Here is a 26,998-nt window from a genome sequence, read left to right as displayed (position 1 = left end):
CCGACACGATCACAGGAGGCCGACGATGGCAACGTACCTAGCAATCAAGCCCGACTCCGAGTTCATCGATACGAAGGACTTCGACAACGCGCGGGATGCCTACGACTGGCACAGCAGCATCGAGGTGCCCTCCCACGAACTGGACTATCAGATGAAGGTCGACCAGGACGGGCGGTGGGTGATGTCCGCCCGGACCGACAGCAGCGAGCCCGGAGTTCCCCGGTGACCGCGTCGACCACCGAGAGCCCGCGCCCAGCGCCGGGCGGCACCGCCGGACTCCGCGAACGATTCGCGCACGTCCGTGCACTCACCGACCGGCTCACCGACACGCTGTCGGCGGAAGACCAGATCCCGCAGTCGATGACCGACGCAAGCCCGACCAAATGGCACCGCGCCCACGTGTCCTGGTTCTTCGAAGAGTTCGTGCTGCGAAGGGATCCATCGTACGCCGTGTATGACGACACCTTCCGATACCTGTTCAATAGCTACTACGAGGCTGTCGGCGACCGGCATCCGCGGCCAAGCCGGGGGCTCGTCACCCGCCCCGGCGTCACTGACGTGACGCACTATCGCCGCCACGTCGACGCGGCAATCGACTCCGCGCTCGAGGCAGGCGCCCTCGACGAGGAGGGTCTGCGTCTCCTGGAGCTAGGCTGTCACCACGAGCAACAGCATCAGGAACTGATCCTGATGGACCTCAAACACCTGTTCTCGACGATGCCGTTCACCCCGGGACCGGTGTACATCGATCGCCTGCCCGATCCGCCGACGTCGGCCCCGCCGCCACCGACCTGGCGTGAGGTGCCCGGCGGGATCGTCCAGGTCGGTGCGCCCGGCGACGGTTTCGCATACGACAACGAAGGCCCGGTGCACCAGGTGCTCATCGACGACGTCGAGGTCGCGTCCCGACTGGTCACCAATGCGGACTGGCTGGAGTTCGTGGTCGACGGCGGCTACAGGCGGCCCGAATTGTGGCTGTCGGACGGGTGGGCGCACCGCGTCGACGTCGGTTGGGAGGCGCCCGAGTACTGGCAACAGGACGATGCCGGACGGTGGAGCACCTTCACCCTGTCGGGTCGTCGACCGATCGTCGCAGACGAGCCGGTACTCCACGTGTCCTTCTACGAAGCCGACGCCTATGCCCGCTGGGCCGGTGCGCGTCTCCCCACCGAGTTCGAATGGGAGGCGGCCGCGCGCGCCGTCGCCGACGACCGCGGGGAATTGCTCGATCCGAAGCGTTGTCATCCCCGGCGCGTAGGCGCGGCGATGATCGGCGACGTGTGGGAATGGACGGCCAGCGCCTACCTGCCGTACCCCCGGTTCGTTCCCGCGAACGGGGCGGTCGGCGAGTACAACGGCAAGTTCATGTGCGATCAGCATGTGCTGCGCGGCGCGTCCGCCGTCACCCCGCCGGGTCACGAGCGTGTCACCTACCGCAATTTCTTCCCGGCCCGTGCACGGTGGGCGTTCTCCGGCCTGAGGCTGGCCCGATGATGACCGGCAGTGGCAACGCCGTCTTGCGGGGCTTGTGGAACGCCCAGCCGGCTCTGCCGGCCAGCTGCCTGTACGACAGGCGCGGCAGCCTGCTCTTCGACGAGATAACCCGACTTCCCGAGTACTATCCGGCGCGCCGTGAGACGGAGATCCTGCAGGCGGCGGGGCGGCGGATCGTCGCCGCATCGGCGGCGACGACGCTCGTCGAACTCGGTTCGGGAACTTCCGCTAAGACCCGGCTACTGCTGGACGCCCTGCCCGTCGGCAGCACATACGTGCCCGTCGACGTCAGCGCGGAAATGCTGGCGGCGACGGCGGAGAACCTCGCCATTGCCTACCCGGATCTCACGATCACCGCGGTGGAAGCCGACTTCACCGACGCACGCGTGTCACTGCCGGCCGCGACCGGGCGACGCTTGGTGGCGTTCCTCGGCAGCACCATCGGCAATTTCGACGACCACGCTCGCGCCGCGTTCCTCTCTCGACTCGCCGACACCCTGTCCCCCGGCGACACCCTCCTGCTCGGCACCGACCTGGTCAAGGACACCGGTCGTCTCACCGCCGCTTACAACGACCAGGCCGGGGTCACCGCGGACTTCAACCGCAACGTCGTCGAAGTACTGCGTTCCCGGTACGGTGCGGTCGGCTTGTACGCCGACGACTTCGACCACGTCGCCTGCTGGAACCCGGCCGCACACCGCGTGGAGATGAAGCTCCGCGCACGCCGCACCGTCGACGCGCAATTCCCGTCGGTACGTCGGCGATGGCGGCTGCCCGCAGGCGGCGACCTGCTCACCGAGATCAGTGTGAAGTTCACCCCGTCAATGGTCGACGCCGAGGTGACCGCCGCGGGATTCACGCCGGTCGATGTGTGGACAGATCCGGCCGGCGACTTCCAGTTGACACTCTGCCGTCTGTAAGAATGGCCGAACTGCGGTGACAGGCACTTTCCGGATGCACGTAACGGCCCGCATCAGCATCGAGCTGAGAACGGCTGTCGATGAAGACACCGGCACTGCCGGTGCGCGGATCGTGTCGCCGCCGGAGACAGCCTGGCTCAGTTCGTCGCCGCCTCGGCGGCCAGCCGGGACAGTGTGTCCTCCAACTGTTCCTCGCTCACCAGCGGGAACTTGATCTTGTCCAGGAGGTCCTTGTCTGTGACGCGGGACCACTCGTAGGTGTGCCGCACCAGCGTGCTGTCAGGGCCCTGCGACTCGAGCTCCCATACCCACTCCCAACCGGGAGGCTCGGTGCCCGCGGGCGCCGTCTGCCACGCGAGGAGCTTGTCCTTGGCGTACCCGGTGACATGGTTGTCGGTTTTGTACTCCCCGCCCATGTGCGGACCCGCCATGTTCATGGTGAAGACCTCGCCGACATTGTGGATTCGGTCGGCGTGATCTACGGATCGGACGAACCCCGATCCGTCGAGCGCCGGATGGCGCATCGGGTTGCTGAGCACGTCGAAGACCTGATTCACAGGTACGTCGATGACTCGTTCCACTGTGACACTCGTCGAATCGCTCATGACTCCACCGTGCCGGAAGTCGTCGACATCGGCAACCGGTCGGACCGCACATCGGTCTCGTACGGAGACATGGCAATCAGCGTCCAGTCGGTGTCGCAGGCGGTGAGGAGGGGATCGGACGATCGGTTACGAACAGCGAACAGGTGACGCTTTGCGCCAGGCTGCGCGTCGCAGGAGTCGCAATCCGTTGAGTCCAACGATGATGGTGGACCCTTCGTGACCGGCGACGCCCAGTGGCAGCGGCAAGTCGCCCGCCAGGTCCCAGACGGCCAGTACGGCGATGAAGGCGGACGCGATGATCAGGTTCGCGATGACGATCCGGCGCGCACGCCGGGCCAGGTCGAGGATCGTGGGGACGGAAGTCAGCTCATCCCCGATCACGACCGCGTCGGCGGTCTGCAGTGTCAGGTCGGATCCGGCGCCACCCATCGCAATGCCAACATCGGCGACCGCGAGGGCCGGTGCGTCGTTGATACCGTCGCCAACGACGGCCACGTCGGCACCCGCGGTCTGCAGCTCATGGACGGCACCGACTTTATCGTCAGGCAGCAGCCCGGCGCGGACATCGGTGATCCCCACCTGTGCGGCCAACTGGCGGGCCGTCACCGCACTGTCTCCCGTGAGCACGACCGGTGCCGTGCCGGTAACGGCCTCACAGGCGCTGACCGCGACGGCAGCGTCACGGCGCGGTTGGTCCCGGATCGCCGCGACTCCGGCCGGTCGGGCGTCGATGAGAATCACGACGACGGTCTGTCCTCGTGCATGAAATTCGACTATCGCGTTGGCTGCGGCGGTGTCGGCCGCACACGGCTCGGCCAGGGCGCTTGGTGAGCAGACCTCGATCGATCGTCCCTCGGCGCACGCTGTCACCCCACGGCCGGGCCGGGCCGTGAAGTCGTCGACGAGCGGCAGCTGAAGCCCGCGATCACGAGCAGCGCGCACGATGGCCCGAGCGAGTGGGTGCTCGCTGGGGTGCTCGGCAGTTGCGGCGAGCCGCAACGTCTCGTCTGTGTCGTAGTCGTCGCTGACGCTGCGGATCTCGGCGAGCTCAGGAGTCCCTCGGGTCAGTGTTCCGGTCTTGTCGAACGCCACTCGGGTGATGGTGCCGAGACGTTCCATCACCACGGCGGATTTGACGAGCACACCGTGCCGCCCGGCGTTGGCGATCGCCGCCAGCAGCGGCGGCATCGTCGCCAGGACGACCGCACAGGGCGAGGCCACGATCATGAACGTCATGGCTCGCAACAGCGCTCGCTGCAGCGATTCTCCGACCAGCAGTGGAATCGTGAAGACAGCGAGGGTCACCACCACCATGCCGATCGAGTACCACTGTTCGACCTTCTCGATGAACAACTGGGTTCTTGCCTTGGTCTGGCCGGCCTCGTCGACGAGCGCCGCGATCCGCGCCACCACTGAATCCTCGGCACGGCGATCGACACGCAGACGCAGCATTCCCGTGCCGTTGAGTGTGCCGGCGAACACTTCATCACCAACGGCCTTGTCGACCGGCAAAGGTTCCCCGGTGATTGTGGCTTGATCGACCTCGCCGGCTCCGCCGATGACAGTCGCATCAGCGGGAACTCTCTCCCCCGGCCGCACAACCACCACGTCGCCGACCACGAGTTCCGCGGCGGGCACTCGGCTCTCACCGTCGGCGCAGATACGGGTGGCAGTCTCCGGCGCCAGGTCCAACAGGCTGCGCACCGAGTCCTCGGTGCGGGCGGTGGCGAATGCCTCCAGTGCTCCGGACGTCGCGAAGATGACGATCAGCAATGCGCCGTCGGTGACCTGTCCGATTGCCGCCGCCCCGATCGCCGCAGCGACCATGAGCAGATCAACGTCAAGGGTCTTCTCCCGCAGTGCGACCAGCCCTGCCAATCCCGGCTCCCAACCGCCGCACACATAGCAGGCCACATAGAAGGTCCACCACGACCAGGCAGGACCGCCGGCCAGTTGGGTCGCTAGCCCGAGCACGAACAAGCCCAACGCCGCAGTTGCCCAACGCATCTCGGACAACGACCATATCCGCAGTGCTCGCCCAGATCCCTGCGCGCTCGCTATTCCGCCGTGGTCGAGCACGGTCGACGCCGACATCGGTCACCTCCATCTCGCGCTCATCCGTACGACGCCGACAATAGCAGAACATATGAAGAGCTCTTCATGTGTAATGGTGGGGGTATCCTCGTGCGCATGGGACATGGGGTCGAGGGACGCGACCGGCCTTCGGGGCGGCTGGATTCGGACGCAGCCGAGCACGTCGCCACCACCTTGCAGGCCCTGGCCACGCCTAGTCGACTACTGATCCTCACCGAGCTGCGCCAGGGTCCCCGGGCGGTCAACGACCTCGCTGATGCGATTGGATTGGAACAGTCCGCGGTGTCCCATCAACTTCGCCTGCTGCGCAACCTCGGACTCGTCGTGGGCACTCGCGCCGGCCGGTCGATCACCTACAGCCTCTACGACGACCATGTCGCGCAACTCCTCGACGAAGCGATCTATCACTCCGAGCACTTACGTCTCGGGCTCGTTGATCGCCCCAGAACGGCGGGCTAGCACCGGGCTTTCTGGTACAGACCCGCCGTGCACTGTTCGACGAGCCGGCTGGTTCATCGGCGTCGATCTGCGTCGACCGGTCATGACAGGTCCACCCTCACGAGTCTCCTGATCGATCTTGCGTGCCAACCCTGATCGCATTCTCTCTGTGCGTTCCCGGTCGCCCAGGGCCAGCGCGGTTCTTCACGCTGACCGAGTGTGACCTCCCTTCACCGAGGTGTGGCCACCCACGGTGCAGGCCAGCCCGCCGTGCACCATCCCGATGGGCCTCTATCGACCGCGGAGTACCAGGGATTCCGGCAGGGCCCGCCGCCGACTCCTACGTGTGAGCGCGGCCTTCGGCGACGTCAGGCGTCGTCCCCGCCTCCGTCGTACCGCCGTTGGAGTTCGTCGGTCACACGGTGCGTGCTGAGGAACTTGCGGAACGGGTAGTGCAGACCGGCCTCCCAGGTGAAGCCCAGCCCGCCGTGCATCTGCACGGCGATCTCCGCCGCATCGATGCAGCGGTCCACCGCGAACACCGCCGACCGGAAGGCGTGTTCGCGGCGTTGCGATCCCCAGATCAGCGCCGTCTCGGCGGATTCGACAGCGACCGCGGCATTCGCGAGTTTGTGCTTGACCGACTGGAAGGATCCGACGGGCCGATTGAACTGGGTCCGCTGCTTGGTGAACTCGATCGAGTCCGCCAGCAGGCGTTCCGCACCGCCGAGCGACTCCGCGGCCAGAACCAGCGCGACCTCGCGCGCGGCGTCGACGGTCATCGCCGTGGTCACCGGTTGTGTGGTCCGCGTGCCACGACCGATGAGATCGAGGCCGTCGTCGTCGCCCTCCCCGACCGGGACCAGTGCTCCGCCGTCCCCGCCCAGCGCGGTCACCAGCGCGATATCGGCGAGTTGACCGAACGGGATGAGGCTGTCGCCGTCCATGGCCAGGGCGAAGGTCACCGGCCCGTTCGACGCGCGTGCGGCGGGAGACAGCCGCTTGGCGAGCATCGTCGGCAGCAGCGGTTGCGGAATGCATCCGTAGCCCCACTCCCGCGCGATCTCGATCAGGTCTCTCGTCGTCGCTCCCTCGCCGTCTTCGACGATGCCCGCGCAGTCCCATCCCGCGCCGGCGATCGCGGCCCAGGAGATGAGCGAGTCGGCATCCTCGGCGTAGGTCGCGATGGGCGCCTGTGCGGTCGCCCTCCTCACCAGGTCTCGGATTCCCTCGGCTCCGGTCTGACCGAAGTCAGTCGGCATCGTGGTCATCGCGTATCGCACAGTCGTCTCCTGCTGTTCGGTGCTCATCGGGGAAGACCCAACGCTCGTTCGGACAGAATGTTGCGTTGGATCTCGCTGGAACCGCCGTAGATGGTGACGGCGCGCGACTCGAGGTACTGGTACGTCCAGTGCCGGTGATCCGCCGCAGGGGCGTGGTCGACACCCAGACGGGTGACGTCCTGCCACAGCTCGCTCCACATGAGCTTCAGAACCGCCCCCGCTCGGGCCAGGCGGGCCTCGTCGCCCGCTGCCTCGAGGTCGGCGATCTTCGCGAGCTGCCAGCGCACCAGCTCAGTGCGGATGTCCAGGTCCCGCAACCGATCGGCATAGCGAGGGTTGCCGCCCAGGACGGCGAGGAGTGCGTCGACGTCGGAACGAATCTCCACGTAGCGAGCCGCGGTCTCGATTCCGCCGCGCTCGTCGCCGAGCACACGCATCGCGACGCCCCAGCCGTCGCCGTCGTCGCCCACCCGGTCGCTGTCGGCGACGAACACGTTGTCGAAGCGCGTTTCCGCGAAGTGCACGGCACCGGAGATCTGGCGGATGTCGCTGATGGATACGCCCGGATCCCGCATGTCGACCAGCAGCATCGACAGGTTGCGATACCGCCCCGCTTCGGGCTGAGTCTGTGCGAGGACGAAGCAGCGTCGGGCGTGCTGCGCGAACGACGTCCATGTCTTGGTTCCGGTCAGCAGGTAGCCGCCGTCGACCCGCCGGGCACGAGTCTGAATGTTCGCCATGTCGGAGCCGGCTTCGGGCTCGGAGAAGCCCTGGCACCACACGTCGGTGCCGTTCATGATCGACGGAATGTAGGTGGCTCGCTGGCGCTCGCTCCCGCCCTTGATCAGCATCGGCGTGACGAGCGACTTGCCGACTCGGGCGAGGCCGTCCGGCGCCTGCGCGCTGCCCGCGAGGACGTGGAAGATGATCTCCTCGGACAGGCTGAGTCCTTGGCCGCCGTACTCCTTCGGGATGGACAGGCCCGAATAGCCGCCCTCCCAGAGGATGAAGTCCCATTCCCGACGGAGCTCGTCCATCTCGTGACTCGTCATCGAGCCACGTTCGTTCTTCCATCGTTCCGGTACCGCGGTCTCGAGCCATTCTTGGGCTTCCGCGGCGAACTTCTCGATGTCACGCTCAGTGTCAAGCGGCTGAACAGTCATGAATTTCCACCAAATAATCGTTTGATATAAATAGCAAGGTCTGGACGGCGTCCGGCACGTGCGGTCAGAGGATCGCGACCGCGTTGGCGGGCGAGCTGACCGCACCGTGGACCGGCAGCGGTGCAGCGGTGAACAGGAATTCCCATCGCCGCGCATCGGCACACGCCTGCGCGAGCTCGTCGAGGCGCAGGAGTTCCAGCAAGGACAGACCGAGCCCCGGAAGGAGCCTTCTGTGCAGCGACCCCGCGTCTCGAGAACCGGGGGCGTCTTCGACGGCGGGGTTGTCCGCACCGAGCAGTGCGACGCCGGAGTTCCACAGGAACTCCGCGGTCGCCTCGCCCGCGTGCAGACCGTTCCATGTGGTGACCGAACAGCCGGCGGGCAGGTCCCGGAAGGCTTCGAGCCACCCGGTGCGCACGAGGACGATGTCGCCGCGCTCGAGCGCCACGCCCTGTTCCCGGGCGACGGCGTCGAGCTCGTCGGGAAGAATCGCGGATCCGGACGTCGGATCGTCGACCTCGCCGCGGGCCTGTCGGGACCGGTGCACGTCGAGGAGCACTCCTCGTCCGCAGATGGAGCGCTGCGCCCAGTGGTGCATGCCGAGACGTTCGCGGGCCTCGTCGACGTCGACGAGGCCGCCATAGAAGCCGAACTCGCGTGCGCGGACGTGCGCGAGTCCGTCGATCTGCGAGTACGCCTGGGGATTGAACCGATCGAAGACGTCTTCGAGCTCGTTGCGGCCGACTTCGACGACGGAGTGCGTCAGTGCGTCGCGCTCGAAGAGCGGCTGATCGAAGGTCGCGATCGGCTCGCTCAGCGCGATCGCGCGGCCTTCGGTGACGGTCGCGGCGGCACGTCGGACCTGGTCGGCGTCGATGAACGCCAGGGTGCCGGCCTCGTGCGGAAGCAGACCCCACGAATGCCGCACCCCGAGTTCGGCCAGTTCTGGCAGCTCGTCGTAGGACGGCATGGTCCCCGCGGTCATCGCGCACCCCGGACGCTGCCGAACTCGGCGTCGAAATCGGCGTTGAACTCGACGATCGCCGCCTTGAGGCCGACCTCCTTGATCCGCGACTGAACGTGTCGGACCTCCGGTGTCAGATGCAGGAGGGCGTCGGTCTCGGCACCCGTGCGGGCGTAGGTCAGCAGCCCCTCCAGTTCGACGGCGCGATTGACCGCCTCCTTCTTCAAGCGCAGCAGCGGACCGGGAGTACGTGCGATCGAATGCGCGGTACGACGGACGAAGTCGTGTAGTTCGTCCGCGGGCACGGCTTCCGCGGCCCAGCCCCACTCGGCGGCCTTCGCGCCGGTGATGCGTCGCCCCGCATCCATCGACATCAGCTTCGCGCGTTGACCGCCGACGCGATGTACCCACAGCGGCGACAGGTAGCCGCCGCCCAGCGGCAGGGCGGGCGAGGTCATGATGTTCGCGTCGTCGGCGACGATCGTGACGTCGCACATCGACGCCAACTGCGCACCTCCGGCGACGCAGTGACCGTGCACCGCGGCGATGACGGGCTGCGGGTGTCGCCAGATGCGGGTGAACAGCTCGATGTTGCCGAGAAGCCGGTCGCGGTCCTCGACGGGTGTGCGTTCGGCGGCGTAACCGACTTCAGCCGAATCGGGAGCGACGTCGTAGCCCGCGCAGAAGGCACGACCGGCGCCGCGGATCACGACGACGCGAGCGTCGGTGTTCACGGTGGCGTCGAGGACGTCACCGAGTTGCTCGAGCAGGTCGTCACTGAGGGCGTTCAGTCGGTCGGGACGGTTGAGGGTCAGCCAGGTGACGTGACCGTCGATCTCGACCTGGATCAGCTCGTCGCTCATCGTGCACTCCTCGAGGTACTGACGCTGAAATGCGGCGTGGAGACGGAGAACGACTTGCTCGTTCCGGGATCGTCGAGCAGGTCGATCACCGATTCGACGATGTTGTTGGTGCTGCGACGCCGATCGACCCGCAGCGGGCCCTTCGCCAGCATCGCGTCCACCTCCTCGTCGGACATCATGAAACGGATCAGCAGTTCCTCGTCCGAGATGCCGGGCGCGAACTTGGAGCGGATCTCCGCGAGGGTGGGATCCGGTCGTTCCCAGTTCTTCAACTGCTCCGCGCGGGGACTGGACAGGATCTTGTCGAGGACGTTCGGCGCCACCGGAGCGGGCACCGGGCCGTAATGCCCGAGGACGTAGTGGATCACCTCGTCCGACACCATCGAGTACGGATCGCCGGTGACGATGTTGAGGACGGTCTGCACGCCGACGAACTGCGAGAACGGGGTGGCCATGATCGGCGACCCGAGGTCGACGCGGACCTGCGGGATCGCTTCGAGGACCTCCGGGAAACGGTGCCCCATCCCGTGTCGCTCCAGCTGATTGATCAGGGTGCCGGTCATCCCGCCCGGCAGCTGGTGGTCGTACATGCGCGGGTCGTACTCGGCGGGCACACCGGTCGCGCGCCCAGCGTCACGGGCCACCTGCTCGAAGTGCTCCGCGACGGGACCGAAGGTCGACGTGTCGAGCCCGTGGGTGTGACCCATGTGTTCGATGATCGCGACCATCGCCTCGGTCGAGGGCAGCGACGGACCGTTGGCCATGGGTCGCGACGCGGTGTGCAGTCGGGAGAACCCGCTCTCGACACCGACGATGTAGTTGTGCTGGGCGAGGTTCGTCGTGTTGTGGCAGTGCAGTTCGAGCGGAGTGGTCCCCGTGGCCTCACGGACCGCGGGTAGCAGGGTGCGCGCGCGCTCGGGCTTGAGCACACCGGCGGCGTCCTCGAGGTAGACCGACTCGACGCCGTTCCACGACGCCATCTGTGCTGCCCGGTCGGCGAAGTACGCATCGTCGTGAACGTCGGTGAGCCCGTACATGATCGCCGGAACCGGCTGTCCGCCTGCATCATTGACGACCTGCACCATGTGCTTCATCAGGTCCATGTCGTAGAGGCAGTCGTACAGCCAGAAGCTGGTCGCGCCGTGCTTGACCAGGGTCTGAACCCACAGGTCCATGATCACCTGGGGGGTGGGCGCGAAGCCGACGCAACTCAGGGTCCGCAGCCCGGAACGGAGCTCGTTCCCCCGCAGACCGGCGACGAGGAAGTCGAGCGTGGCCCACGGGTCGTCGCCGTACTCACGCAGGAGAACGGTGAACATGCCCGCGCCGGTGAGGTCGATGGTGCGGTAACCCGCGTTCGTGAGATATGGCAGTGCGCCGGCGGCCTCGTAGGCACGCAGTCGCATTCCCCACAGACTCTGCTGACCGTCCCGCAGACTCTGTTCGACGAAATCGATGTTCATTGGTTCTCTCCTCCTCGATGAGGTCTACGCGACGTCCCGGTGGGATGTGACTCGGAATCGGTCTCCCATGCCGGGAGGAACACGTCTTCGAGCCACTTCGTCGTCACCGGCGCCTCCGCGAAGTCCGGATGCGCCAGGATCGCCTGGTGGATGTCGGCGGTGGTCGAGACGCCCTCGGCGTGAATCTTGCTCAGCACCTTGCGCATCCGGTCGATCGCCGCTTCCCGGGTGGGCGCGTGCACGATCACCTTGGCGATCAGCGAGTCGTACCACGGGGAGATCACGGCGCCGGCGTGGGCGAAGGTGTCGATGCGTACGCCCTCACCGCTCGGCACCGTCCACTGAGTGATCGTGCCCGGTGTCGGAGCGAAGTCTCGCCTGCTGTCTTCGGCATTGAGCCGGCACTCGATGGCATGTCCGTCGATGGCGACGTCGGCCTGGGTGAAGGACAGCGGCAGCCCGCGGGCGATCCGCAGCTGCTCGCGGACGATGTCGATGCCGGTGACCGCCTCGGAGATCGGGTGCTCCACCTGTACGCGGGCGTTGACCTCAAGGAATACGAACCGGTTCCTGTCCGCGTCGACGAGGAACTCGACAGTGCCTGCGCCCACGTAGCCGAGACCTTTGCAGAGGTCGACCGCCGCCGTCCGGATCTCGTCGACGAGTCGTGCGGGCAGGCCAACCGCCGGAGCCTCCTCGATGATCTTCTGATAGCGGCGCTGCGTCGAGCAGTCACGCTCGCCGAGGTGGCAGATGTTTCCGTGCGAGTCGGCGAGGATCTGCACCTCGACGTGGCGGGCGCGCTCGACGTAGGGCTCGAGATACACGGTGCCGTCGCCGAACGCGCGCTCCGCTTCGACGCTCGAGCGGAGGTAGCCCGCCGTCACCTGATCCTCGGAACGCAGGATCGTCATGCCTCGACCACCGCCGCCCGCGGACGCCTTCAGCAAGAGGGGGAATCCGAGTGTGCGCGCCGCGGCGACCGCGTCCTCGGCGCTCGACAGTCCGCCGGAGCCCGCGCCGGTGGGGATCCCGACTTCGTCGGCCACTGCTCGCGCACCGAGTTTGGATCCGGACTGCCGCATGATCTCGGCGGGCGGCCCGATGTAGACGATGTCGTTCGCTTCGCACGCGTCGACCAGTTCGGGGCGCTCCGACAGGAATCCGTAGCCGGGATGCAGTGCGTCGCATTCGGCCGAGATCGCCGCCTGCACGACGCGGGGGATGTCGAGGTAGCTCTCGGTGGCGGCGGCGGGGCCGATGACGATCACCTGGTCGGCCAGCCGCGCGGCCAGCGTCTCGGTGTCGGCCGCCGAGCATGCGAGGACGCTCTCGATGCCTTCGTCGAAGCACGCCCGAATGATGCGAACCGCGATCTCGCCGCGGTTGGCGACGAGGACACGGCGGATGGTCTTCTCGGTCACCGGTCAGGCCCTCGGCTCGATGGTGACCAGCGGGGTGCCGAATTCGACGGATCCGGCGTTCTCGACGTGGATCGAGGTCACCACACCGTCGACGTCCGCGGCCACGTTGTTCATCAACTTCATCACCTCGACGATGCCGATGGTGTCGCCCGCGGAGACCTCCTGACCGACTTCGACGAACGGCGCCGCCCCCGGGGACGACGCATGCCAGAAGACGCCAACGCTCGGTGACGTGACGGTGTGCGCCGACTCGGAGACCGTGGGTGCGGGTGAGGGTGCCTGCGCCGCAGCGACCGGTTCCGGCGTCGCCGGAGCCACCGGGGCCGCGGGGGTCGTGTTCACGACGGGGTCGACGGCTGCGGGGGTCGCCGGCGCGCCCGCGGTGGCCGCATTGAGCGCGATTCCGTTGCGGGCGACCGCAATGCGCACATCGCCGATCACCACTTCAGCCTGGTCGAACTCCGAATCCTGCAGCGTCGAGAGGATCAGTTTGATGTCGGCGGGCGAGACGTCCATTACAACTCACTTTCAAACGTTCGTTTGGTGGAAATAAGTTTAGATGTGTAGGCGATCACACGCAAATGCTTACGTGTGAACGAAGGCCAGGGGCCGGATCGGCGAGCCGGTGCCGCCCTTGATGCGCAGCGCGGCGGCGACGAAGTGGAATCCGTCGTACACCTCGTCCCGGGCCAGCGTCTCCAGCTGGACCGATTCCATGATCGGCACCCCGTGCTCGACGAGGAGATGCACGTGGACGTCGAGGGCCGGAACGGTCCATTCGGGCTTGTGCTCGAAGCTCGCCGTATCGGCTCCGACGGCGCGCACTCCGCGGTCGGTCAGCCATTGTGCGCCGGACTGCTTCACTCCCGGTACCCCGACTCCGGTGCCGAGGTACCGTTCAGGGTCGGTCCAGTACTGCATCAGTCCGGTGCGGAACAGGACGATCGAACCCGGGCCGGGGGCCGGACGTTCGGCGAACCAACGGTCGAGCTCCTCCGCTCCGAAACCGTCCTCGTGCGTCATCTCCCGGCCGAACAGCTCGGTGCCGTCGACCAGAAAGCCGGGGCCCACCAGCGGTGGGAGCTCCTCGACGGAACCGGCGTCGATCCCGTCGGTCCACGTCTGGTGATCGTCCGCGTGCGCGCCCCCGAACAGGCGGCCGTCCTTGGATATGTGTGCGGGCGCGTCGACGTGCGTGCCGCCGTGGCCGGGAATCGTCAGCAGTTCCATCGCCGACGAGATCCCGCCCGGATAGTTGTGCTGACCGTGCTTCTTGACCAGCGTGTACGAGTACGGAGGGTGCGCAACGTGATGCGTCATTCCGTGCTCGAACCGCACCGCGAGGTCGTAGACGCGGTCCGAGGCCGTGGGCCAGGAGACCGCTCCCTCCCAGACGCCGCCGCCCCAGTTGGCACCGGCCGGGGTCGGTACGGTGGTCTCGCCGTCGTTGGTGGTCATTTCACAAGTCCTTTCAGTAGACGTTCGACGGGTGCCGGCATCGCGCCGACCGACGCATCGGCCAGCGACGCATAGGCGACCGGGTCCGACGAGTGGACTCCGGCCAGCGCCGACAGCTGGTCGTCTCGGGTCAGCCGAGAGAACGCCCTGACCGGACCGCCCAGGTGCTTCGGGAAGGCGAAGCCCTCGGTCAGAGCGACGTCGATGTCACCGGCGCGTTCCGCGACACCGCTGTCGAACACGGCCGTCGCACCCGCCACCATCGCGCCGAGAACGCGCCGCTGGATCTCTGCGGAGTCGACCGTCCGCGGGGTCACTCCGGCCTCCGCCCGGCACCGCTCGATCAGTTCGGCGACGACCGGGTCCTCCGCTCCGCGCCGCGCGCCGTCCGGGTAGGCGTACCACCCGGCGCCCGTCTTCTTACCCAACCGGCCCGTCTCGCACAGTCGGTCTGCGACGGGGACGTACCGGAGTCGGGGGTCGCGCGTCGGCGCGAGTCGCTTACGCCGCGACCACGCGATGTCGAGGCCCGACATGTCCGCGACGGCGAAGGGCCCCATCGCCATGCCGAATCGTTCCATGGCTCGATCGACATCGGCGGGGCTCGCCCCGTCCTCGACGAGGAACTCGGCCTGGGTGCGGTAGTCGGAGTAGACCCGGTTGCCGATGAATCCGTCGCCGACGCCGCTGGGTACCGCGGCCTTGCCGAGCGCCGTCGCCAGGGCTCCGAGTGTAGAACGAGTCTGTCCGCTGGTCGACGACCCCGGAATGACCTCCACGAGTCGATTGCGCTGCGGAGGGTTGAAGAAGTGGAGTCCGGCGAAGCGACCGGGATCCGACAGCGCGGCGCTCATCTCGTCGATGTCCAGATATGACGTGTTGGTGGCGATGATCGCGTCGGTGCGGACGATGCCGTCCAACTGTCGGAGGAGATCGTGTTTCACCTGCATGTCCTCGAAGACCGCCTCGATCACGACATCACAGTCGGCGCACACGGCCAGCGACGTCGAGGTCTGGATGGTGTCGCCGGCGATCCGGGACAGCGCGTCCGCAGATCCGTCGACGACGACTGTCCCGTAGCCGTTGTCCGCGAACAGCTGCGCCAGACCCGCCCCCATGGTTCCGGCTCCGACCACAGCGACGCGCCGAACCGGCACGGCCGCAGACCGCGACCGCAGGGCCCTGGCTGCGGCCTGGCGGGCGAAGAAAAGGTAGCGCAGGCTGTTCGACTCGTCGGACACCCGGAGCTCGTCGAATCGTGCGCGCTCGGCGGCGAGCGCCTCCGCCGCGGGCAGCGACACGCCGTCGACGACGAGTTCACCGGCGATGCGGACGTTCGGCCGATGCCGCCGCGGCAGCCGATCGAGGAGATCGTCTCGGTCGGCGAAGCCAGACTCGGGGTCGACGTCGACGAGTCTTCGCTTGGCACCGAGTGAACCCGCCACCGCGAGTGCTCGCGTGAGCAACTCGCCGTCGTCGACGATCTCGTCTACGAGTCCCAGATCGCACGCCTCCGTCGCTGCGACGCGTCGGCCCGTCGTCACCAGGTCGAATGCGGCCTCGACACCGATCAGGCGCGCGCAGCGCACTGTCCCACCCGCGCCCGGGACGATGCCGAAGCCGACTTCGGGGAACGCAAGCTCGACATTCGGGGTGGCGATCCGCCCGTCGCAGCCGAGCGCGAACTCGAGTCCGCCGCCCAGCGCGAGACCGCGCAGTGCCGCGACCACGGGGACGTCCAACCCTTCGACCGCGGCGATCACCGCGGGCAGCTGAGGGTCGGTGAGCGGGGCGTCGAACTCCCGCAGTTCCGAGCCCGCGTAGAAGTGTCGTCCCGCAGTGGTCACCACGACGCCGCGGAGTCCCGACCAGCCCTTGACCGTGGTGATCGCCGCGAGCAGAGCCGCCCGCTGCTCGGCGTCGCCTGCATTGATCGGAGGATGGTCGATCCGGACCACCGCGACGTCGTCGAGCCGCTCGATCGTCACAAGACTCATAGGTGAAACCTTCCAGAAGATGTGAGGCCGACGGTGCGGTGTCGGCGCAGTCGGCGACGATCAGCCGGCCGAGACGAGCGGAACGACGCAGCGCGCCTGGATCTCGTCCAGGGTCGCGGCGCCGTTGAGCTCGATCACGGTGAATCCGGTGCCGTTCGGTTCGAACACTCCATGATCGGTGTACACGCGGTCGACGCATCGCCGCGCCGTCAGCGGGTAGGAGCAGTCCGCGACGAGCTTGCACTCTCCGGTCTTGGTGAAGAGGTCCATGCTCACGTAGACGTTGCGGGCCCCGACCGCGAGGTCCATCGCCCCGCCGACACCCGGAATGACGTCGGCGGACGTGGTGCGCCAGTTGGCCAGGTCGCCGCGGGCTCCGACCTGGTACGCGCCGATGACGCAGTATTCGATGTGGCCGCCGCGAATCATCGAGAACGAGTCGCCGTGGTGGAAGTACGAACAGCCGACCGACTCCGTGACATAGAGCTTCCCCGCGTTGATGAGGTCCTCGTCGACCTGGTCGCCCACCGCGGCAGGCCCCATCCCCAGCATGCCGTTCTCGGTGTGGAACACGAGTTCGCGCCCCTCCGGCACATGGTCGGCCACCATCGTCGGCATGCCGATCCCGAGGTTGACGTACGCGCCGTCGGGAATGTCGAGAGCGATGCGGGCGGCGAGTTCGTCGCGCGTCCAACGACTCATGACTTCTCCTGTTCGGTGGTGCCTCCGTCGACGACGAAGAGTCGGTCGGTGTAGATGCCCGGGGTCACGATCGTCTCGGCGTCCATGTCGTCGGGATCGGCCAGATGCGCGATCTCCGCGATCGTCACGTCCGCGGCCGCCGCCATCAGCGGCCCGTAGTTGCGGCCGGTCTTCCGGTAGGTCAGGTTGCCGTAGCGGTCACCGGTGTCGGCGCGCACGAGTGCGAAATCGGCGTGCAGTGGCATCTCGAGCACGCACGGGGTCCCGTCGATGACTCGGGTCTCCTTGCCCTCGGCGAGTTCGGTCTCGTACGCGGTCGGCGTGAAGAAGCCCTTTATACCCGCTCCGCCCGCGCGGATGCGCTCGGCGAGGGTGCCCTGCGGCACGAGTTCCAGTTCGATCTCACCGGCTCGATAGAGGTCGTCGAACACAGTCGATCCGATGGCCTTCGGGAAGGAACAGATGACCTTTCGAACTCGTTTGGCGGCGAACAGATCCGAGATCGCTCGCCCGCCGGCACCGGCATTGTTGTTGATGATCGTCAGATCACCGACCCCGCTCTCCAGGACGCCGTCGATCAACTCCGTCGGTTGACCGGGCGGCCCGAAACCACTCACCATCAGTGTTGCACCGTCGCCGATCCCGGCGATCGCCTCTCCGACCGACGCGACGACCTTGTCAATGCTCACGAAAGCGCCCTCCTAATTTCCATCAACCGGTCGGTAGAATATCACACCAGTGAGCACCCCCGCTCCCCCGTCGGCGAAGTGCCCTGGGCCACCTCATCGGATCGGACGCGGGTGCGGCGTCAGCCCGGTTGAACGTCGCCGCCCGTCAACACTCGGGTGGCGTAGTCGACGTAGTGCGTCGCAACGTCTTCGGCACTGCGGCTCCCGTCGGGGTGGAACCAGTCAGGGAGCGACGACACCGCCGACATGATGAAGTTACTGATCATCGATGCGTCGTCGGCCACCTCGAGCCTCCGCTCGTCGCCCACGGCGAGGATCAGCGCACGGAGCGCGTGGTCGTAGTATTTGCGCTGCTCGAGCATCACCGCTCGGAGTTCATCGCTGGCGTGCCGCCATTCCCGCGCGAACAGGCTCGCGCGCGGAATGTTCCTCAGGTACCACAGCGCGTATTCGCGAAGGAATCCGCGGAATCGCTCCAACGCGGATCCGTCTTCCGGCGCCTGGTACTTCTCGGCGATCTCCCGAACTTGTTCGTGCGAGGTCTCGAAGATCCTGCGCAGCAGGGTCTCCTTGGTGTCGATGTAGTAGTAGACACTCCCCTTGAGCAGACCGAGCTCGTCGGCGATGTCCTGAATGGAGGTCGCCGCGTAGCCCTTGCTGTAGAAGAGTCGGACCGCGGCGGCGACGACTTCGCGGTCGCGAGACTTGCCCCCGTCGAGATCCTTCTTCGACTTGCCCGCCGCGGGCGGACGCCCCCTCTTCCGACGCGCCGGTTGGGCTGCCGCTTCTGATGTCACCGTCTTCTCCAGTCTCTTTCAGTGCCGCGTCGACGCGGGATCGTCTCTGACTGCACATACTCTCAACTCGGCAAGGGTTAAGCCAAACGTTAGTTTGAACAGGCCGGCCTCTTTCGGCGCTCCGACACGCGGTAGGGTCCGCCTCTGCGCGCACCAGCATCAGCGACGACACGCAGCGGACAGCCGCGGTCGACAGTCGAGCGCAGCCCGCCTGCCATGCGCGTGTTCGACCCGATTTCACACAGGAACTCGGCCCGTGGACTGATGAAACGCCAGGTGACAGTAGCGACGATCTGCGCACCGGCGCACGTGCATCACCACGGGACTTTGCATCGCTTGTGATCGGCGCTACAGTTATTCAAACGGTCGGTAGGTTGAATGAATACCGACCAGACAGGAGAAGCCAGATGGACGTCCAACCCATGACCGACCTCGAGAAGCTCGCAGACGCGTACATAACCGCGTACAACACCGAGGATTACGACTACCTCGGCGGGCTGCTCGACGAGAACATCCGAATGCGGCACACCCCTCGCGGTGTGGACAACACCGGAGCCGCCCCGGCCATCCAGATGATGCGGGATTTCACCGCCATCCTGCCGGACAAGGGATTCACCCAGCGCACGCTCATCAAGCAGGTCAGCGACGACACCGTCGTTCTGCGACACACCTGGGGAGGCACTCCATTGGCCGACGTCCCCGGTTTCGGCACCAAGGGGGAGCTCATCGCCCTTGAGCTGGTCACCTTCATGACGTTCGCCGACGGCCGTCTGGTCGACTACTACGACTTCGGCTGATCCCGTCGGCGACCACTCCCCGACCCATCGACATCTAGAACGAGAGCTACAGAGGAAAGATCCATGGAAAATCGAGAGAATCGCTTCGCGATCGTCGGCGCAGGCCCGAACGGCCTGATCGCCGCCCGCGCCTTCCGGCGGGCCGGACTCGACATCGACATCTTGGAGCGGCACGACGCCGTCGGTGGAATCTGGAACATCGACAACCCGCACAGCCCGGTGTACGAGTCGTGCAACTTCATCTCCGATCGCGTCAGCAGCGCCATGGTCGGATACCCCATGCCGGACGGTATCCCGGTCTTTCCCACCTGGCACGAGGTCCGCGACTTCATGCACGCGTTCGCTCGCGACAACGGTCTGGACGAATACGTCGTCACCGGCAAGGAGGTGACCGAGGCCCATCCGATCGACACCGCGGACGGCCAGCGCTGGGTCGTCAAGACCGCGGACGGCGCCGAGACCCTCTACCGCGGCGTCGTGTGGGCTTGCGGTCTCCAGAGCACCCCGCACCAGCCCGAGATCAAGGGACTCGACGGTTTCACGGGCGAGATCATCCACAGCAGCAAGTACAAGCGCATCGATCAGGTCGTCGGCAAGCGAGTCCTGGTCGTCGGTGCGGGCAACAGCGGAGTTGACATCGTGGTCGACGCCGCGATCGCGGGCTCGATGGCGCACCTGTCCGTGCGCCGCGGGTATCACTTCTTCCCGAAGCTCATCTTCGGTCAGCCGATCCTGCAGGTGCTGAGCCGCACCGGCACAGTTCCCCAGGCGGTCACTCCCCTCAGCGAGTTGACCGAGGCCGAGGCCATGCAGCTGACCCTGGAGAGCGTCGGCGACCTCACGTCGTTCGGTCTGCCGAAGCCCGACCACGAACCCGGCGCCACGCACTGGGTCATGAATGATCAGGTGCTGTACCAGATCGCGCACGGACACCTCGAAGCGCACCAGGACATCCAGGCGGTCGACGGGAAGACCGTCCACTTCGTGGACGGTACCTCCGCGGAGGTCGACCTCATCATCCTGGCGACCGGGTACCGGTTCGACATTCCGTGGCTCGACCCCGAACTCGTGGACTGGAGTCAGGGCGCACCCAAGTTCCACCTCGGCACCCTGTCGAGCAAGGTCGAAGGGCTGTACGCGGCCGGTGCCGTGCACTTCCCCGGACTCACCTACCTCACCTGGGACCGCCTGATCCAGCTCGCCGTCTGGGACGCCAAGCGCTTGATGACGGGCGAAGGGCAGGAGTTCCGGGACGAGATCATGAACTACGACCCGGTCCTGAAGAACGACAACCTGATCGAGACGCACCGCAACATCAATCAGTACGACATGGGCAAGCTCATCGACATGACCGACGAGTTGCAGAAGCGCTACGGCATCGAGATGCCGACCTCCGCCGACGACGACTTCTACAGCCGCGCACCCGTCAAGACGCTCGACACGGCCGCCGCCGAGTAGGCGACCGACCGCACAAGAGGAGCCGGAGTCCGGCGTGGACTGCCGCTGCGGCAGTCCACGCCGGGCCGACCCGGGTACGACGCCGACGTGACGCGCCGACCTGCCCGCTGTCTTCGGCCCGGCACTCCACGACACCACCTGTACACAGAGAAGAGGACTCGCGATGCCGAGTGGACAACTGAGATTCGACGACGACGTCGTCATCGTCACCGGAGCCGGACGAGGACTGGGCCGGTCCCATGCGCAGCAGTTCGCGGCGCGCGGCGCGCGCGTCGTGCTCAACGACATCGATCTGGACGTGGCAAAGGAGGCGGTCGCCGAGATCGTCGCCGCAGGAGGCACCGCGGTCGCGGACGACAACAACATCGCGACCGAAGAGGGGGCCGCCGAACTCGTCAAGCATGCGCTCGACGAGTTCGGCACGCTGACCGTGGTGGTCAACAACGCCGGCATCATCAACTATCACAAGCTCGAGGACATCACCCCTCAGCTGTGGAGCGACATGGTGTCGGTGACCCTCAACGGCACGTACTTCGTGACTCGCGCAGCGTGGCCGACGTTCCTCGCGAACGATTACGGCCGCGTCGTCAACACCACGTCGAATGCCGGCTTCGCAGGCAACGAGACCCTCGTCCACTACGGAGCCGCCAAACTCGGAATCGCCGGATTCACCAAGGCCCTGTCCCAGGAGGTCGCAGGCACCGGCATCCATGTCAACGCCATCGCACCGATGGCGGTCACCCGGATGAACCGCGATGCGTTCTTCGGCGGCAAGGAGTCCGCCAGCGACGACTGGCGTGACGACCTCAAGTCGGGCCGGGTGCCGATGGGACCACCGTCGGCTGTGTCGCCGACCGTGCTCTGGCTCGCCCACCGCGACACGCAGGTGAACGGCGACGTCTTCAGCACGTCGTCGGGCAAGGTCTCACGGGTCGGCTTCATCGTCGGCGAGGGCTACTTCAACCCGGATTACACGCCGGAGGATCTGAGGGACAACGTCGATGCCGTGCGCAGCCTCGACAACTACCTCGATCCGGTCAGGGGTACCGGCGACGAGCTCGCCCTCATCCCACCGCTGTTTCAGCAGTAACACGACTTCGGGTGGGACGGCCCCGGTCGTCCCACCCGATCACCACGTCATCGGGGCGGTCCGCCCCACCCCGCTACCCCGCCACCAGGTAAGGAGCACAATCACATGGTCAACCGACTCGAAGGCAAGGTCGCTCTCGTCAGCGGAGCAGCTCAGGGCATGGGTGCCGCACACGCCCGCGCAGTCGTCCGCGAAGGCGGGCAGGTCGTGATCGGCGACATCCTCGACGAGAAGGGTGCAGCGCTCGCGAAGGAACTCGGCGAGAGCGCGGCGTTCGTGCACCTCGACGTCATCAGCGAGGACGACTGGGCCAATGGAGTCGCCACCGCGGTCGGCACATTCGGAAAGCTCAACGTACTGGTGAATAACGCCGGAATCGTCAACTTCGGATTCCTGGAGAACTACTCGGTGGACCAGTGGAACACCATTCTGGGGATCAACCTCACCGGCTCGTTCCTCGGCATCAAGGCGGCCCGCGACGAACTGGTCCGGTCGGCCCCGGCGTCGATCGTCAACATCTCGTCGACCGCGGGACTCACCGGCAGCGCCGGTCAGCACGGATACGCCGCGTCGAAGTTCGGGGTGCGCGGTCTGACCAAGTCCGTCGCCGCCGAATTGGGCGGGAAGAACGTGCGGGTCAACTCGGTCCACCCCGGCACGGTCAAGACTCCCCTGACCGAAGGAATGGACCTGTCGACCCTGGCCGCCCCCATCCGACGGATCGCCGAGGCCGACGAGGTCGCGAATCTGGTCGTGTACCTGGCTTCCGACGAGTCCTCGTACTCCACCGGCTCCGAGTTCGTCATCGACGGCGGCCTGGTGAACTGCGCGGGCGCCGTCGTCGACGAGTAATTCACCGAGGATCCTTCCCACCGGCACTGCGGGAGATCACAGCGTCTCGAGCCACCCGGCGTGCGGAGACTCGTGATCTCCCGCGGTGCCGTTCACGGGAGACATCGATCGAACCGCTGCGACCGGTCGGCTCAAGATCGTGCGACCCGCCGCGCACGATCGCGTTCCGCGCAGTCATCGTCGGCACCCGCTGAACGGTCACGTCGACATACGTGAGGACACGTCGCAACACACGAACCCGTTGAGCACCGACCAGGTCGGGTCAGGAGCGCGCCTCGCTCACGGCTTCCGCCCGACCAGTGAGTATCTGAACAGCGGGAGCCTGCGCCACGAGACTCCCGGCAGCTCGAGCCGTGCGGATCGACGTACCTGTTGGTACGAATGCGCGGGCGGCCAGACAGTGGGCGCGGAATGCTCCCACAGGCCGCGGCGCCACGACAGCCACTTGTGCTGGACGACGCCGACCGCGTCCATGGCGTAGTCGCTCCATCCGGTCGGCCGCGCGAGGCCGACCACGACCAAGGTTCCACCGGGCGAGGTCAGGTCGGCGAGGCGACGCAATGCGGCCGACGGGTCTCCCAGATGATGCACGGCAGCCATGGACGCTACGAGGTCGAACTGTCCGCCGAACTCGGGAGACATGACGTCGCCGACGACGAAGTCGACCGCGTCGAACTCCGCGCGAGCGGAACTCACGACGTCGCGGTCGATGTCAATCGCAGTGACTTCGGGTACTCGTTGAGCCAGCTCCCCTGCGAGGAGACCGTCACCCGTCCCGACATCGAGCGCGGAACGTGCTCCCGCAGGTACAGCCCCCAACACTATTCGGTGATAGTGGATGTTGTGGTTCCAGCGTTGCTCGACCGACTGACTCACACCTCACGATGGTACCGACCGTGACGACTCGTCCCGCTCGTACACAGCTCGTTGCCGGTTGCCTCCGATAGAGTCGACCAATCCGCGATCGCACGTCGACATCGTTCGGGTGCACCGCCCAGTTCGACGGCGCCCGGCGTACTCAGTTCAGAATTTCGCGAATGCCGTCTCGGTACGTCGTCGCGACGAACTCCGGGAAACGGTCGGCGAACTTCGATGAGTCGAAGACGTTGTCCACCTCGTAGCGAGGTACGAGTTCGTGAACTTCTCGCAGTTCCGCGCGCAGCCGCGCGCCCACGGCGAAGGCGAACCGCGGCAGGACGGTGTAGCCGATCTTCCCTCCCCCGACCTCGGCCGCCAGGCCGATCAGTTCCGCGTACGTCTTCCGATCCGGGTCGATCGGAAGGTGCCAGGTCTGACCGTATGCGTCCGCCGTGTTGCCGAGCAGTGCCATCGCGCGCGAGGCGTCGGGCGTCCAGATCAAGCTGCGCTTCGTGTTCGCGCTGACCGGGACCATCGGCCGCTTGCCTTCTCGGATGCGGTCGAGGACGAATGTGTTCGTCAGGCTCGTGGTCTTTCCCGGACCGTAGAACTCGGGGGCGCGCGCGATGAGTGCCTCCACGCGCCCGGCCGCCTGTTCGGCCAGGAGCATCGTCGCGATGTGGGCACGAACCTGGGACTTGCGGCCCACCGGCTCGAACGCCGTCGATTCGGTCTGCGGCGTCGAGGTTCGCGGGTACATGTACGTGTTGTCGAAGAATACGAGCTTCGCGCCGTGCTCGATGCACGCGTCGAGGACGTTGCGCATCATCGTGGGAAACCGCCGTTCCCACAGATCCGAGTCCATCGGCAGACCGACGGTGAGGTAGGCGACATCGCTGCCCGCGACGGCCCGAGAGGTGGCGGCGGCGTCCGTGAGGTCGGCCGCGACCAATTGATCGCCCGCGGTCACCTCAGCGGGTCGTCGGCTGACGATACGGATATCGCCGTCGTACGTACGGCGCAGTTCGCGCACCAGCCCGTCGGCGATGGGCCCACCGGCCCCGAGGATCGTCTGCATGATGGAGGCCCCTTCTGATCGCGGTTGTCGGCGGCCGTCGAAGCACTCGGCGCCCTCAAGTTTACGATGTTAACAACAACGTACGAGGCCGAGTTAACACTGTCAACTAGACGGCGTCACGATGCGGCGGCCAATGCGGCCAGTCCTGCTCGGATGCGGTCGTCGACGGACGTCCCGGACGGTACGGCGATCTGCCCGTCGATGTGCAGGGAAGCGAACCCGTGGGCCAGCGCCCACCCTCCGGTGGCGAGCCCATGGGCGTCGACGTCGGGGAACTCCCGCCCGGCCATCTCTTCGATGAGCGCGAACACCGAGGCAGACTCGGGGATGCGTGCGCCGTCGGACGTGTGGGCGCGGGAGTGCATCAGGCGGTACAGGCTGGGGTGCTGCGTCGCGAACGCGACGTAGGCGATCGTCAGTTGCGCGAGCCGCGCACCGCCCTCGGCGGACGCCTCATTCGCCGCGGCCACTGCCAGATGTTCCTGGAGCTTCTCGAATCCCCTGGCTGCCATCGCGGCCTCGAGATCCTCCTTGTCGGCGAAGTGCCGGTAGGGAGCGGCCTGTGAGACGCCCGCTCGCCGGGCCACGGCGCGAAGGCTGAACGTCTCCCCCGCCTCGAGCATCTCGATCCCACCCTCGATGAGCGCCTCGCGCAGGTTGCCGTGATGATGTCCACCGTGGCCGGTTGACGTCGCCATGATGTCTCCCTACTGTCGAAGTTGACAATGTCAACCTTAGAGGGGGCGCGTGCGATGGCCAAAGTCGTCTTCGTCGTCACGGCGGCGAACGGATGGACGCTGAAGGACGGAACGGTGCACCCCACCGGCTACTGGGCCGAAGAACTGGCCGAGCCGCACCGGTTGTTTCGTGCCGCCGGGTGGGATGTCACCGTGGCCACGCCGGGCGCCGTTCCGCCGACACTCGACGAACTGAGCCTCGGGATCGCCGGCGGGATGCCGTCCAAACGCAAGGTGATGCGTCAGTACCTGGCCTCCATCCAGCCACAGCTCGATTCGCCCATCGCACTCGACGTCGTCGACGAAGACGACTACGACGTCGTGTTCTACCCGGGCGGCCACGGGCCGATGGAAGACCTCGCCGTCGATGAGACGTCCGGTGCCCTATTGACGCGGCGCCTCGATTCGGGCAGGCCGCTCGCCCTTCTGTGCCACGCGCCCGCGGCTATTCTCGCGGCGAAGAAGTCCGACGGTACGAATGCCTTCAACGGGCGAAGGATGACCGGCCTCTCGAATATCGAGGAACGCCTGAATCCATTCGCGTGGAAGGCGAAATGGTTCCTCGAGGATGCAGTGAAGACTGCGGGCGTCGAGTACCGAAAGGCCACGCTGCCACTGCGGCCGTTCGTCGTCGTCGACGGCAATCTCTACTCGGGGCAGAATCCTCAGTCCGCCGACGCGCTCACCGAGAGGATCCTCGCCGACTTCGAGCAGTGAGACCGCCTATGCGGTCATCGCCCCTATCCCGACGGCCCTTTGTCGCGGACTGTGACCGAAGAGGCGCCGCTGTCGACGACGCCTCTCGAGACTCACCCTCGACGTCGAGGACTGATCCGGGTCGTCTGCATCACGAACGTCGGCTTCCGAGGAGCGGGCGCCCTCCGGGCAGCGCTTTGCCGCCCGTGGCCTGTGACATCACATCGAAGAACAGATAGACACCGACCAGAGCGAAGGCCAGCACCACCCATCCGCCGGTCTTCGTCAGAGCGGTGCTCGCGTTGGCGGTGCCGAGCAGCACCAGCAGCAGCGCGACGTCGATGAGCGCGAACAGCAGCGTGAACGCCGACGGCAGACGAAGCGTCGCAAGAGTCAGCACGACGATGACGATCAACCAGGCGAGAAGAAACAGCTTCTGGGTGGCGACCGCATCGGCGGGATCGATGCCGTACCAGTTATGGGTGAGACCGATCACGAGAATCGCGTAGCTCAGCCAGAATCCGGAGAAGATCCCGAAGATCGCGGCGACGGCGCTCGCGCCCACTACGGCCGACCAGACTGCCGCCACGATCAGACCGACTCCGGTGGCGGCGAAGATGATCGGTATCGATGCCCCGGTCGCGGTCGCGGGGACGTAGCCGACGAGGACGAGGCCTAGTGCGATCGACCCGACCACGAAGGACGGCAGCCCTATCGCGGCCGGGTTTCCGACGGGCGGTGTTCCAACGTCTTCACTCATGACATAGTTCCTTTCTGAAATCAACAGCATCAGCATTCGGGTGCGATTCGTCGAACCCGAAATGGATTCTTCTGGTGCGATACAAAAGACAGGAAAGAGTTCCGTTCGCACCCTGACCTTTCGATCGGGAGATCACCGATCAATACGGTGGGAGGACTACGCTCCTTCCAGACTCTCCGCCCGACATAATGCGACTCCGCTGCCGATTCATATTTGCGGTCAAACGCGAACTCATTCGCGCCATACCCGCGAAGAAATCGACCGGAGGCGAAGAATTGTGACCTGTGACATGAATTCGAAGACTACGACGGAGCGACT

27 protein-coding genes are annotated in these 26,998 nt (G+C 66.3%); 9 read left to right on the top strand and 18 right to left on the bottom strand.

All coding sequences use genetic code 11. The annotated features are described in order from the left end of the window. The first annotated feature begins 25 nt into the window (after positions 1 to 25). Genes BKA16_RS14430 through egtD form a run of 3 tightly spaced genes read left to right on the top strand, consistent with a single transcriptional unit; the run spans position 26 to position 2,414 of the window. Complete coding sequence (locus BKA16_RS14430; protein WP_183371349.1) at positions 26 to 226, top strand: hypothetical protein; 201 nt, start codon at positions 26 to 28, stop codon at positions 224 to 226. Then, positions 223 to 1,494, top strand: coding sequence for an ergothioneine biosynthesis protein EgtB (egtB, locus tag BKA16_RS14425; RefSeq protein WP_183371347.1), 1,272 nt, complete (start codon positions 223 to 225; stop codon positions 1,492 to 1,494). Before BKA16_RS14430 ends, egtB begins: the two co-directional genes overlap by 4 nt. Next, entirely contained in the window at positions 1,491 to 2,414 is a 924-nt protein-coding gene (gene egtD, locus BKA16_RS14420) for an L-histidine N(alpha)-methyltransferase (RefSeq protein ID WP_387995668.1), read from the top strand. Before egtB ends, egtD begins: the two co-directional genes overlap by 4 nt. A gap of 137 nt (positions 2,415 to 2,551) precedes the next feature. Here the strand turns inward: egtD and BKA16_RS14415 are convergent, their stop codons facing one another. Together BKA16_RS14415 and BKA16_RS14410 are read right to left on the bottom strand one after the other, a co-directional pair. Next, the gene (locus BKA16_RS14415; RefSeq protein ID WP_183371345.1) at positions 2,552 to 3,019 is read right to left on the bottom strand and encodes an SRPBCC family protein; all 468 of its coding nucleotides are present in this window, start codon (positions 3,017 to 3,019) and stop codon (positions 2,552 to 2,554) included. Positions 3,020 to 3,145: 126 nt separating this feature from the next. Next, positions 3,146 to 5,113: a heavy metal translocating P-type ATPase gene (locus BKA16_RS14410; RefSeq protein WP_183371343.1), complete on the bottom strand. Its 1,968-nt coding sequence runs from the start codon at positions 5,111 to 5,113 to the stop codon at positions 3,146 to 3,148. A 96-nt stretch (positions 5,114 to 5,209) separates the two neighbouring features. Between BKA16_RS14410 and BKA16_RS14405 the strand changes: the two genes are divergently transcribed. Continuing rightward, the gene (locus tag BKA16_RS14405; protein ID WP_183371341.1) at positions 5,210 to 5,572 is read left to right on the top strand and encodes an ArsR/SmtB family transcription factor; all 363 of its coding nucleotides are present in this window, start codon (positions 5,210 to 5,212) and stop codon (positions 5,570 to 5,572) included. Between the two features lie 347 nt (positions 5,573 to 5,919). Here the strand turns inward: BKA16_RS14405 and BKA16_RS14400 are convergent, their stop codons facing one another. The 12 genes from BKA16_RS14400 to BKA16_RS14345 form a co-directional block, all read right to left on the bottom strand. Continuing rightward, entirely contained in the window at positions 5,920 to 6,861 is a 942-nt protein-coding gene (locus BKA16_RS14400; RefSeq protein WP_183371339.1) for an acyl-CoA dehydrogenase family protein, read from the bottom strand. Beyond that, entirely contained in the window at positions 6,858 to 7,997 is a 1,140-nt protein-coding gene (locus BKA16_RS14395; protein WP_183371337.1) for an acyl-CoA dehydrogenase family protein, read from the bottom strand. Before BKA16_RS14395 ends, BKA16_RS14400 begins: the two co-directional genes overlap by 4 nt. A gap of 64 nt (positions 7,998 to 8,061) precedes the next feature. Beyond that, on the bottom strand, positions 8,062 to 8,982 hold the full coding sequence (locus tag BKA16_RS14390; RefSeq protein ID WP_183371335.1) for a cyclase family protein: 921 nt from the start codon (positions 8,980 to 8,982) through the stop codon (positions 8,062 to 8,064). After that, positions 8,979 to 9,824: an enoyl-CoA hydratase-related protein gene (locus BKA16_RS14385; protein WP_183371333.1), complete on the bottom strand. Its 846-nt coding sequence runs from the start codon at positions 9,822 to 9,824 to the stop codon at positions 8,979 to 8,981. The genes BKA16_RS14390 and BKA16_RS14385 overlap by 4 nt, the downstream gene beginning before the upstream one ends. Beyond that, a complete protein-coding gene (locus tag BKA16_RS14380; protein WP_183371331.1) occupies positions 9,821 to 11,287 on the bottom strand; it encodes a carboxyltransferase in 1,467 nt (488 codons plus the stop codon). The genes BKA16_RS14385 and BKA16_RS14380 overlap by 4 nt, the downstream gene beginning before the upstream one ends. Next, on the bottom strand, positions 11,284 to 12,711 hold the full coding sequence (locus tag BKA16_RS14375) for an acetyl-CoA carboxylase biotin carboxylase subunit (protein WP_343067429.1): 1,428 nt from the start codon (positions 12,709 to 12,711) through the stop codon (positions 11,284 to 11,286). The genes BKA16_RS14380 and BKA16_RS14375 overlap by 4 nt, the downstream gene beginning before the upstream one ends. Positions 12,712 to 12,714: 3 nt before the next feature. Further along, positions 12,715 to 13,227 carry an acetyl-CoA carboxylase biotin carboxyl carrier protein gene (gene accB, locus BKA16_RS14370; RefSeq protein WP_183371329.1) on the bottom strand — a complete coding sequence of 171 codons (513 nt, stop codon included), beginning with the start codon at positions 13,225 to 13,227 and terminating at the stop codon, positions 12,715 to 12,717. Between the two features lie 69 nt (positions 13,228 to 13,296). Further along, the gene (locus BKA16_RS14365) at positions 13,297 to 14,169 is read right to left on the bottom strand and encodes a cyclase family protein (protein WP_183371327.1); all 873 of its coding nucleotides are present in this window, start codon (positions 14,167 to 14,169) and stop codon (positions 13,297 to 13,299) included. Then, a complete protein-coding gene (locus BKA16_RS14360) occupies positions 14,166 to 16,166 on the bottom strand; it encodes a 3-hydroxyacyl-CoA dehydrogenase NAD-binding domain-containing protein (protein ID WP_183371325.1) in 2,001 nt (666 codons plus the stop codon). Before BKA16_RS14360 ends, BKA16_RS14365 begins: the two co-directional genes overlap by 4 nt. A gap of 60 nt (positions 16,167 to 16,226) precedes the next feature. Beyond that, positions 16,227 to 16,868, bottom strand: a complete 642-nt coding sequence (locus tag BKA16_RS14355; RefSeq protein ID WP_183371323.1) for a 3-oxoacid CoA-transferase subunit B — start codon at positions 16,866 to 16,868, stop codon at positions 16,227 to 16,229. Beyond that, positions 16,865 to 17,557 (bottom strand): 3-oxoacid CoA-transferase subunit A, encoded by a 693-nt coding sequence (locus tag BKA16_RS14350; protein WP_183371322.1) that lies wholly within the window; start codon positions 17,555 to 17,557, stop codon positions 16,865 to 16,867. The genes BKA16_RS14355 and BKA16_RS14350 overlap by 4 nt, the downstream gene beginning before the upstream one ends. 119 nt (positions 17,558 to 17,676) lie before the next feature. Further along, the gene (locus tag BKA16_RS14345; RefSeq protein WP_183371321.1) at positions 17,677 to 18,354 is read right to left on the bottom strand and encodes a TetR/AcrR family transcriptional regulator; all 678 of its coding nucleotides are present in this window, start codon (positions 18,352 to 18,354) and stop codon (positions 17,677 to 17,679) included. Between the two features lie 407 nt (positions 18,355 to 18,761). Here BKA16_RS14345 and BKA16_RS14340 point away from each other — a divergent pair, with 407 nt between their 5' ends. The 4 genes from BKA16_RS14340 (at position 18,762) to BKA16_RS14325 (ending at position 22,551) form a co-directional block, all read left to right on the top strand. Beyond that, a complete protein-coding gene (locus BKA16_RS14340; protein ID WP_183371320.1) occupies positions 18,762 to 19,151 on the top strand; it encodes an ester cyclase in 390 nt (129 codons plus the stop codon). Between the two features lie 63 nt (positions 19,152 to 19,214). Further along, complete coding sequence (locus BKA16_RS14335) at positions 19,215 to 20,609, top strand: flavin-containing monooxygenase (protein ID WP_183371319.1); 1,395 nt, start codon at positions 19,215 to 19,217, stop codon at positions 20,607 to 20,609. Positions 20,610 to 20,772: 163 nt separating this feature from the next. Beyond that, positions 20,773 to 21,699: an SDR family NAD(P)-dependent oxidoreductase gene (locus BKA16_RS14330; protein ID WP_183371317.1), complete on the top strand. Its 927-nt coding sequence runs from the start codon at positions 20,773 to 20,775 to the stop codon at positions 21,697 to 21,699. Positions 21,700 to 21,804: 105 nt separating this feature from the next. Then, positions 21,805 to 22,551, top strand: a complete 747-nt coding sequence (locus BKA16_RS14325; RefSeq protein ID WP_183371315.1) for an SDR family oxidoreductase — start codon at positions 21,805 to 21,807, stop codon at positions 22,549 to 22,551. 279 nt (positions 22,552 to 22,830) lie between these two features. Here BKA16_RS14325 and BKA16_RS14320 read toward each other — a convergent pair whose 3' ends face one another. The 3 genes from BKA16_RS14320 to BKA16_RS14310 form a co-directional block, all read right to left on the bottom strand. Further along, entirely contained in the window at positions 22,831 to 23,373 is a 543-nt protein-coding gene (locus BKA16_RS14320) for a class I SAM-dependent methyltransferase (RefSeq protein ID WP_343067609.1), read from the bottom strand. Between the two features lie 196 nt (positions 23,374 to 23,569). Continuing rightward, positions 23,570 to 24,487 carry an NAD-dependent epimerase/dehydratase family protein gene (locus BKA16_RS14315; protein ID WP_183371311.1) on the bottom strand — a complete coding sequence of 306 codons (918 nt, stop codon included), beginning with the start codon at positions 24,485 to 24,487 and terminating at the stop codon, positions 23,570 to 23,572. Positions 24,488 to 24,603: 116 nt separating this feature from the next. Further along, on the bottom strand, positions 24,604 to 25,185 hold the full coding sequence (locus BKA16_RS14310) for a TetR/AcrR family transcriptional regulator (protein WP_183371309.1): 582 nt from the start codon (positions 25,183 to 25,185) through the stop codon (positions 24,604 to 24,606). 54 nt (positions 25,186 to 25,239) lie between these two features. On the opposite strand from BKA16_RS14310, the gene BKA16_RS14305 reads away from it, so the two are divergent. Beyond that, a complete protein-coding gene (locus tag BKA16_RS14305; RefSeq protein ID WP_183371307.1) occupies positions 25,240 to 25,941 on the top strand; it encodes a type 1 glutamine amidotransferase domain-containing protein in 702 nt (233 codons plus the stop codon). A 130-nt stretch (positions 25,942 to 26,071) separates the two neighbouring features. Here the strand turns inward: BKA16_RS14305 and BKA16_RS14300 are convergent, their stop codons facing one another. Continuing rightward, positions 26,072 to 26,680: a GPR1/FUN34/YaaH family transporter gene (locus BKA16_RS14300; RefSeq protein ID WP_183371305.1), complete on the bottom strand. Its 609-nt coding sequence runs from the start codon at positions 26,678 to 26,680 to the stop codon at positions 26,072 to 26,074. Positions 26,681 to 26,998 lie beyond the last annotated feature (318 nt).

The organism is Gordonia humi, assembly GCF_014197435.1.
Classification (GTDB): Bacteria; Actinomycetota; Actinomycetes; order Mycobacteriales; family Mycobacteriaceae; genus Gordonia; species Gordonia humi.
This window is presented reverse-complemented; position numbering and strand designations above follow the sequence as displayed.

Coding starts and splice junctions, on each gene's coding strand:
- BKA16_RS14300 (WP_183371305.1), bottom strand. CDS start 26,680: ATGAGTGAAGACGTTGGAACACCGCCCGTCGGAAACCCGGCCGCGATA.
- BKA16_RS14355 (WP_183371323.1), bottom strand. CDS start 16,868: ATGAGTCGTTGGACGCGCGACGAACTCGCCGCCCGCATCGCTCTCGAC.
- BKA16_RS14430 (WP_183371349.1), top strand. CDS start 26: ATGGCAACGTACCTAGCAATCAAGCCCGACTCCGAGTTCATCGATACG.
- BKA16_RS14395 (WP_183371337.1), bottom strand. CDS start 7,997: ATGACTGTTCAGCCGCTTGACACTGAGCGTGACATCGAGAAGTTCGCC.
- accB (WP_183371329.1), bottom strand. CDS start 13,227: ATGGACGTCTCGCCCGCCGACATCAAACTGATCCTCTCGACGCTGCAG.
- BKA16_RS14305 (WP_183371307.1), top strand. CDS start 25,240: ATGGCCAAAGTCGTCTTCGTCGTCACGGCGGCGAACGGATGGACGCTG.
- BKA16_RS14310 (WP_183371309.1), bottom strand. CDS start 25,185: ATGGCGACGTCAACCGGCCACGGTGGACATCATCACGGCAACCTGCGC.
- BKA16_RS14340 (WP_183371320.1), top strand. CDS start 18,762: ATGGACGTCCAACCCATGACCGACCTCGAGAAGCTCGCAGACGCGTAC.
- BKA16_RS14315 (WP_183371311.1), bottom strand. CDS start 24,487: ATGCAGACGATCCTCGGGGCCGGTGGGCCCATCGCCGACGGGCTGGTG.
- BKA16_RS14360 (WP_183371325.1), bottom strand. CDS start 16,166: ATGAGTCTTGTGACGATCGAGCGGCTCGACGACGTCGCGGTGGTCCGG.
- BKA16_RS14410 (WP_183371343.1), bottom strand. CDS start 5,113: ATGTCGGCGTCGACCGTGCTCGACCACGGCGGAATAGCGAGCGCGCAG.
- BKA16_RS14385 (WP_183371333.1), bottom strand. CDS start 9,824: ATGAGCGACGAGCTGATCCAGGTCGAGATCGACGGTCACGTCACCTGG.
- BKA16_RS14330 (WP_183371317.1), top strand. CDS start 20,773: ATGCCGAGTGGACAACTGAGATTCGACGACGACGTCGTCATCGTCACC.
- BKA16_RS14365 (WP_183371327.1), bottom strand. CDS start 14,169: ATGACCACCAACGACGGCGAGACCACCGTACCGACCCCGGCCGGTGCC.
- BKA16_RS14390 (WP_183371335.1), bottom strand. CDS start 8,982: ATGACCGCGGGGACCATGCCGTCCTACGACGAGCTGCCAGAACTGGCC.
- BKA16_RS14405 (WP_183371341.1), top strand. CDS start 5,210: ATGGGACATGGGGTCGAGGGACGCGACCGGCCTTCGGGGCGGCTGGAT.
- BKA16_RS14380 (WP_183371331.1), bottom strand. CDS start 11,287: ATGAACATCGATTTCGTCGAACAGAGTCTGCGGGACGGTCAGCAGAGT.
- BKA16_RS14335 (WP_183371319.1), top strand. CDS start 19,215: ATGGAAAATCGAGAGAATCGCTTCGCGATCGTCGGCGCAGGCCCGAAC.
- BKA16_RS14400 (WP_183371339.1), bottom strand. CDS start 6,861: ATGAGCACCGAACAGCAGGAGACGACTGTGCGATACGCGATGACCACG.
- egtD (WP_387995668.1), top strand. CDS start 1,491: ATGATGACCGGCAGTGGCAACGCCGTCTTGCGGGGCTTGTGGAACGCC.
- BKA16_RS14325 (WP_183371315.1), top strand. CDS start 21,805: ATGGTCAACCGACTCGAAGGCAAGGTCGCTCTCGTCAGCGGAGCAGCT.
- BKA16_RS14415 (WP_183371345.1), bottom strand. CDS start 3,019: ATGAGCGATTCGACGAGTGTCACAGTGGAACGAGTCATCGACGTACCT.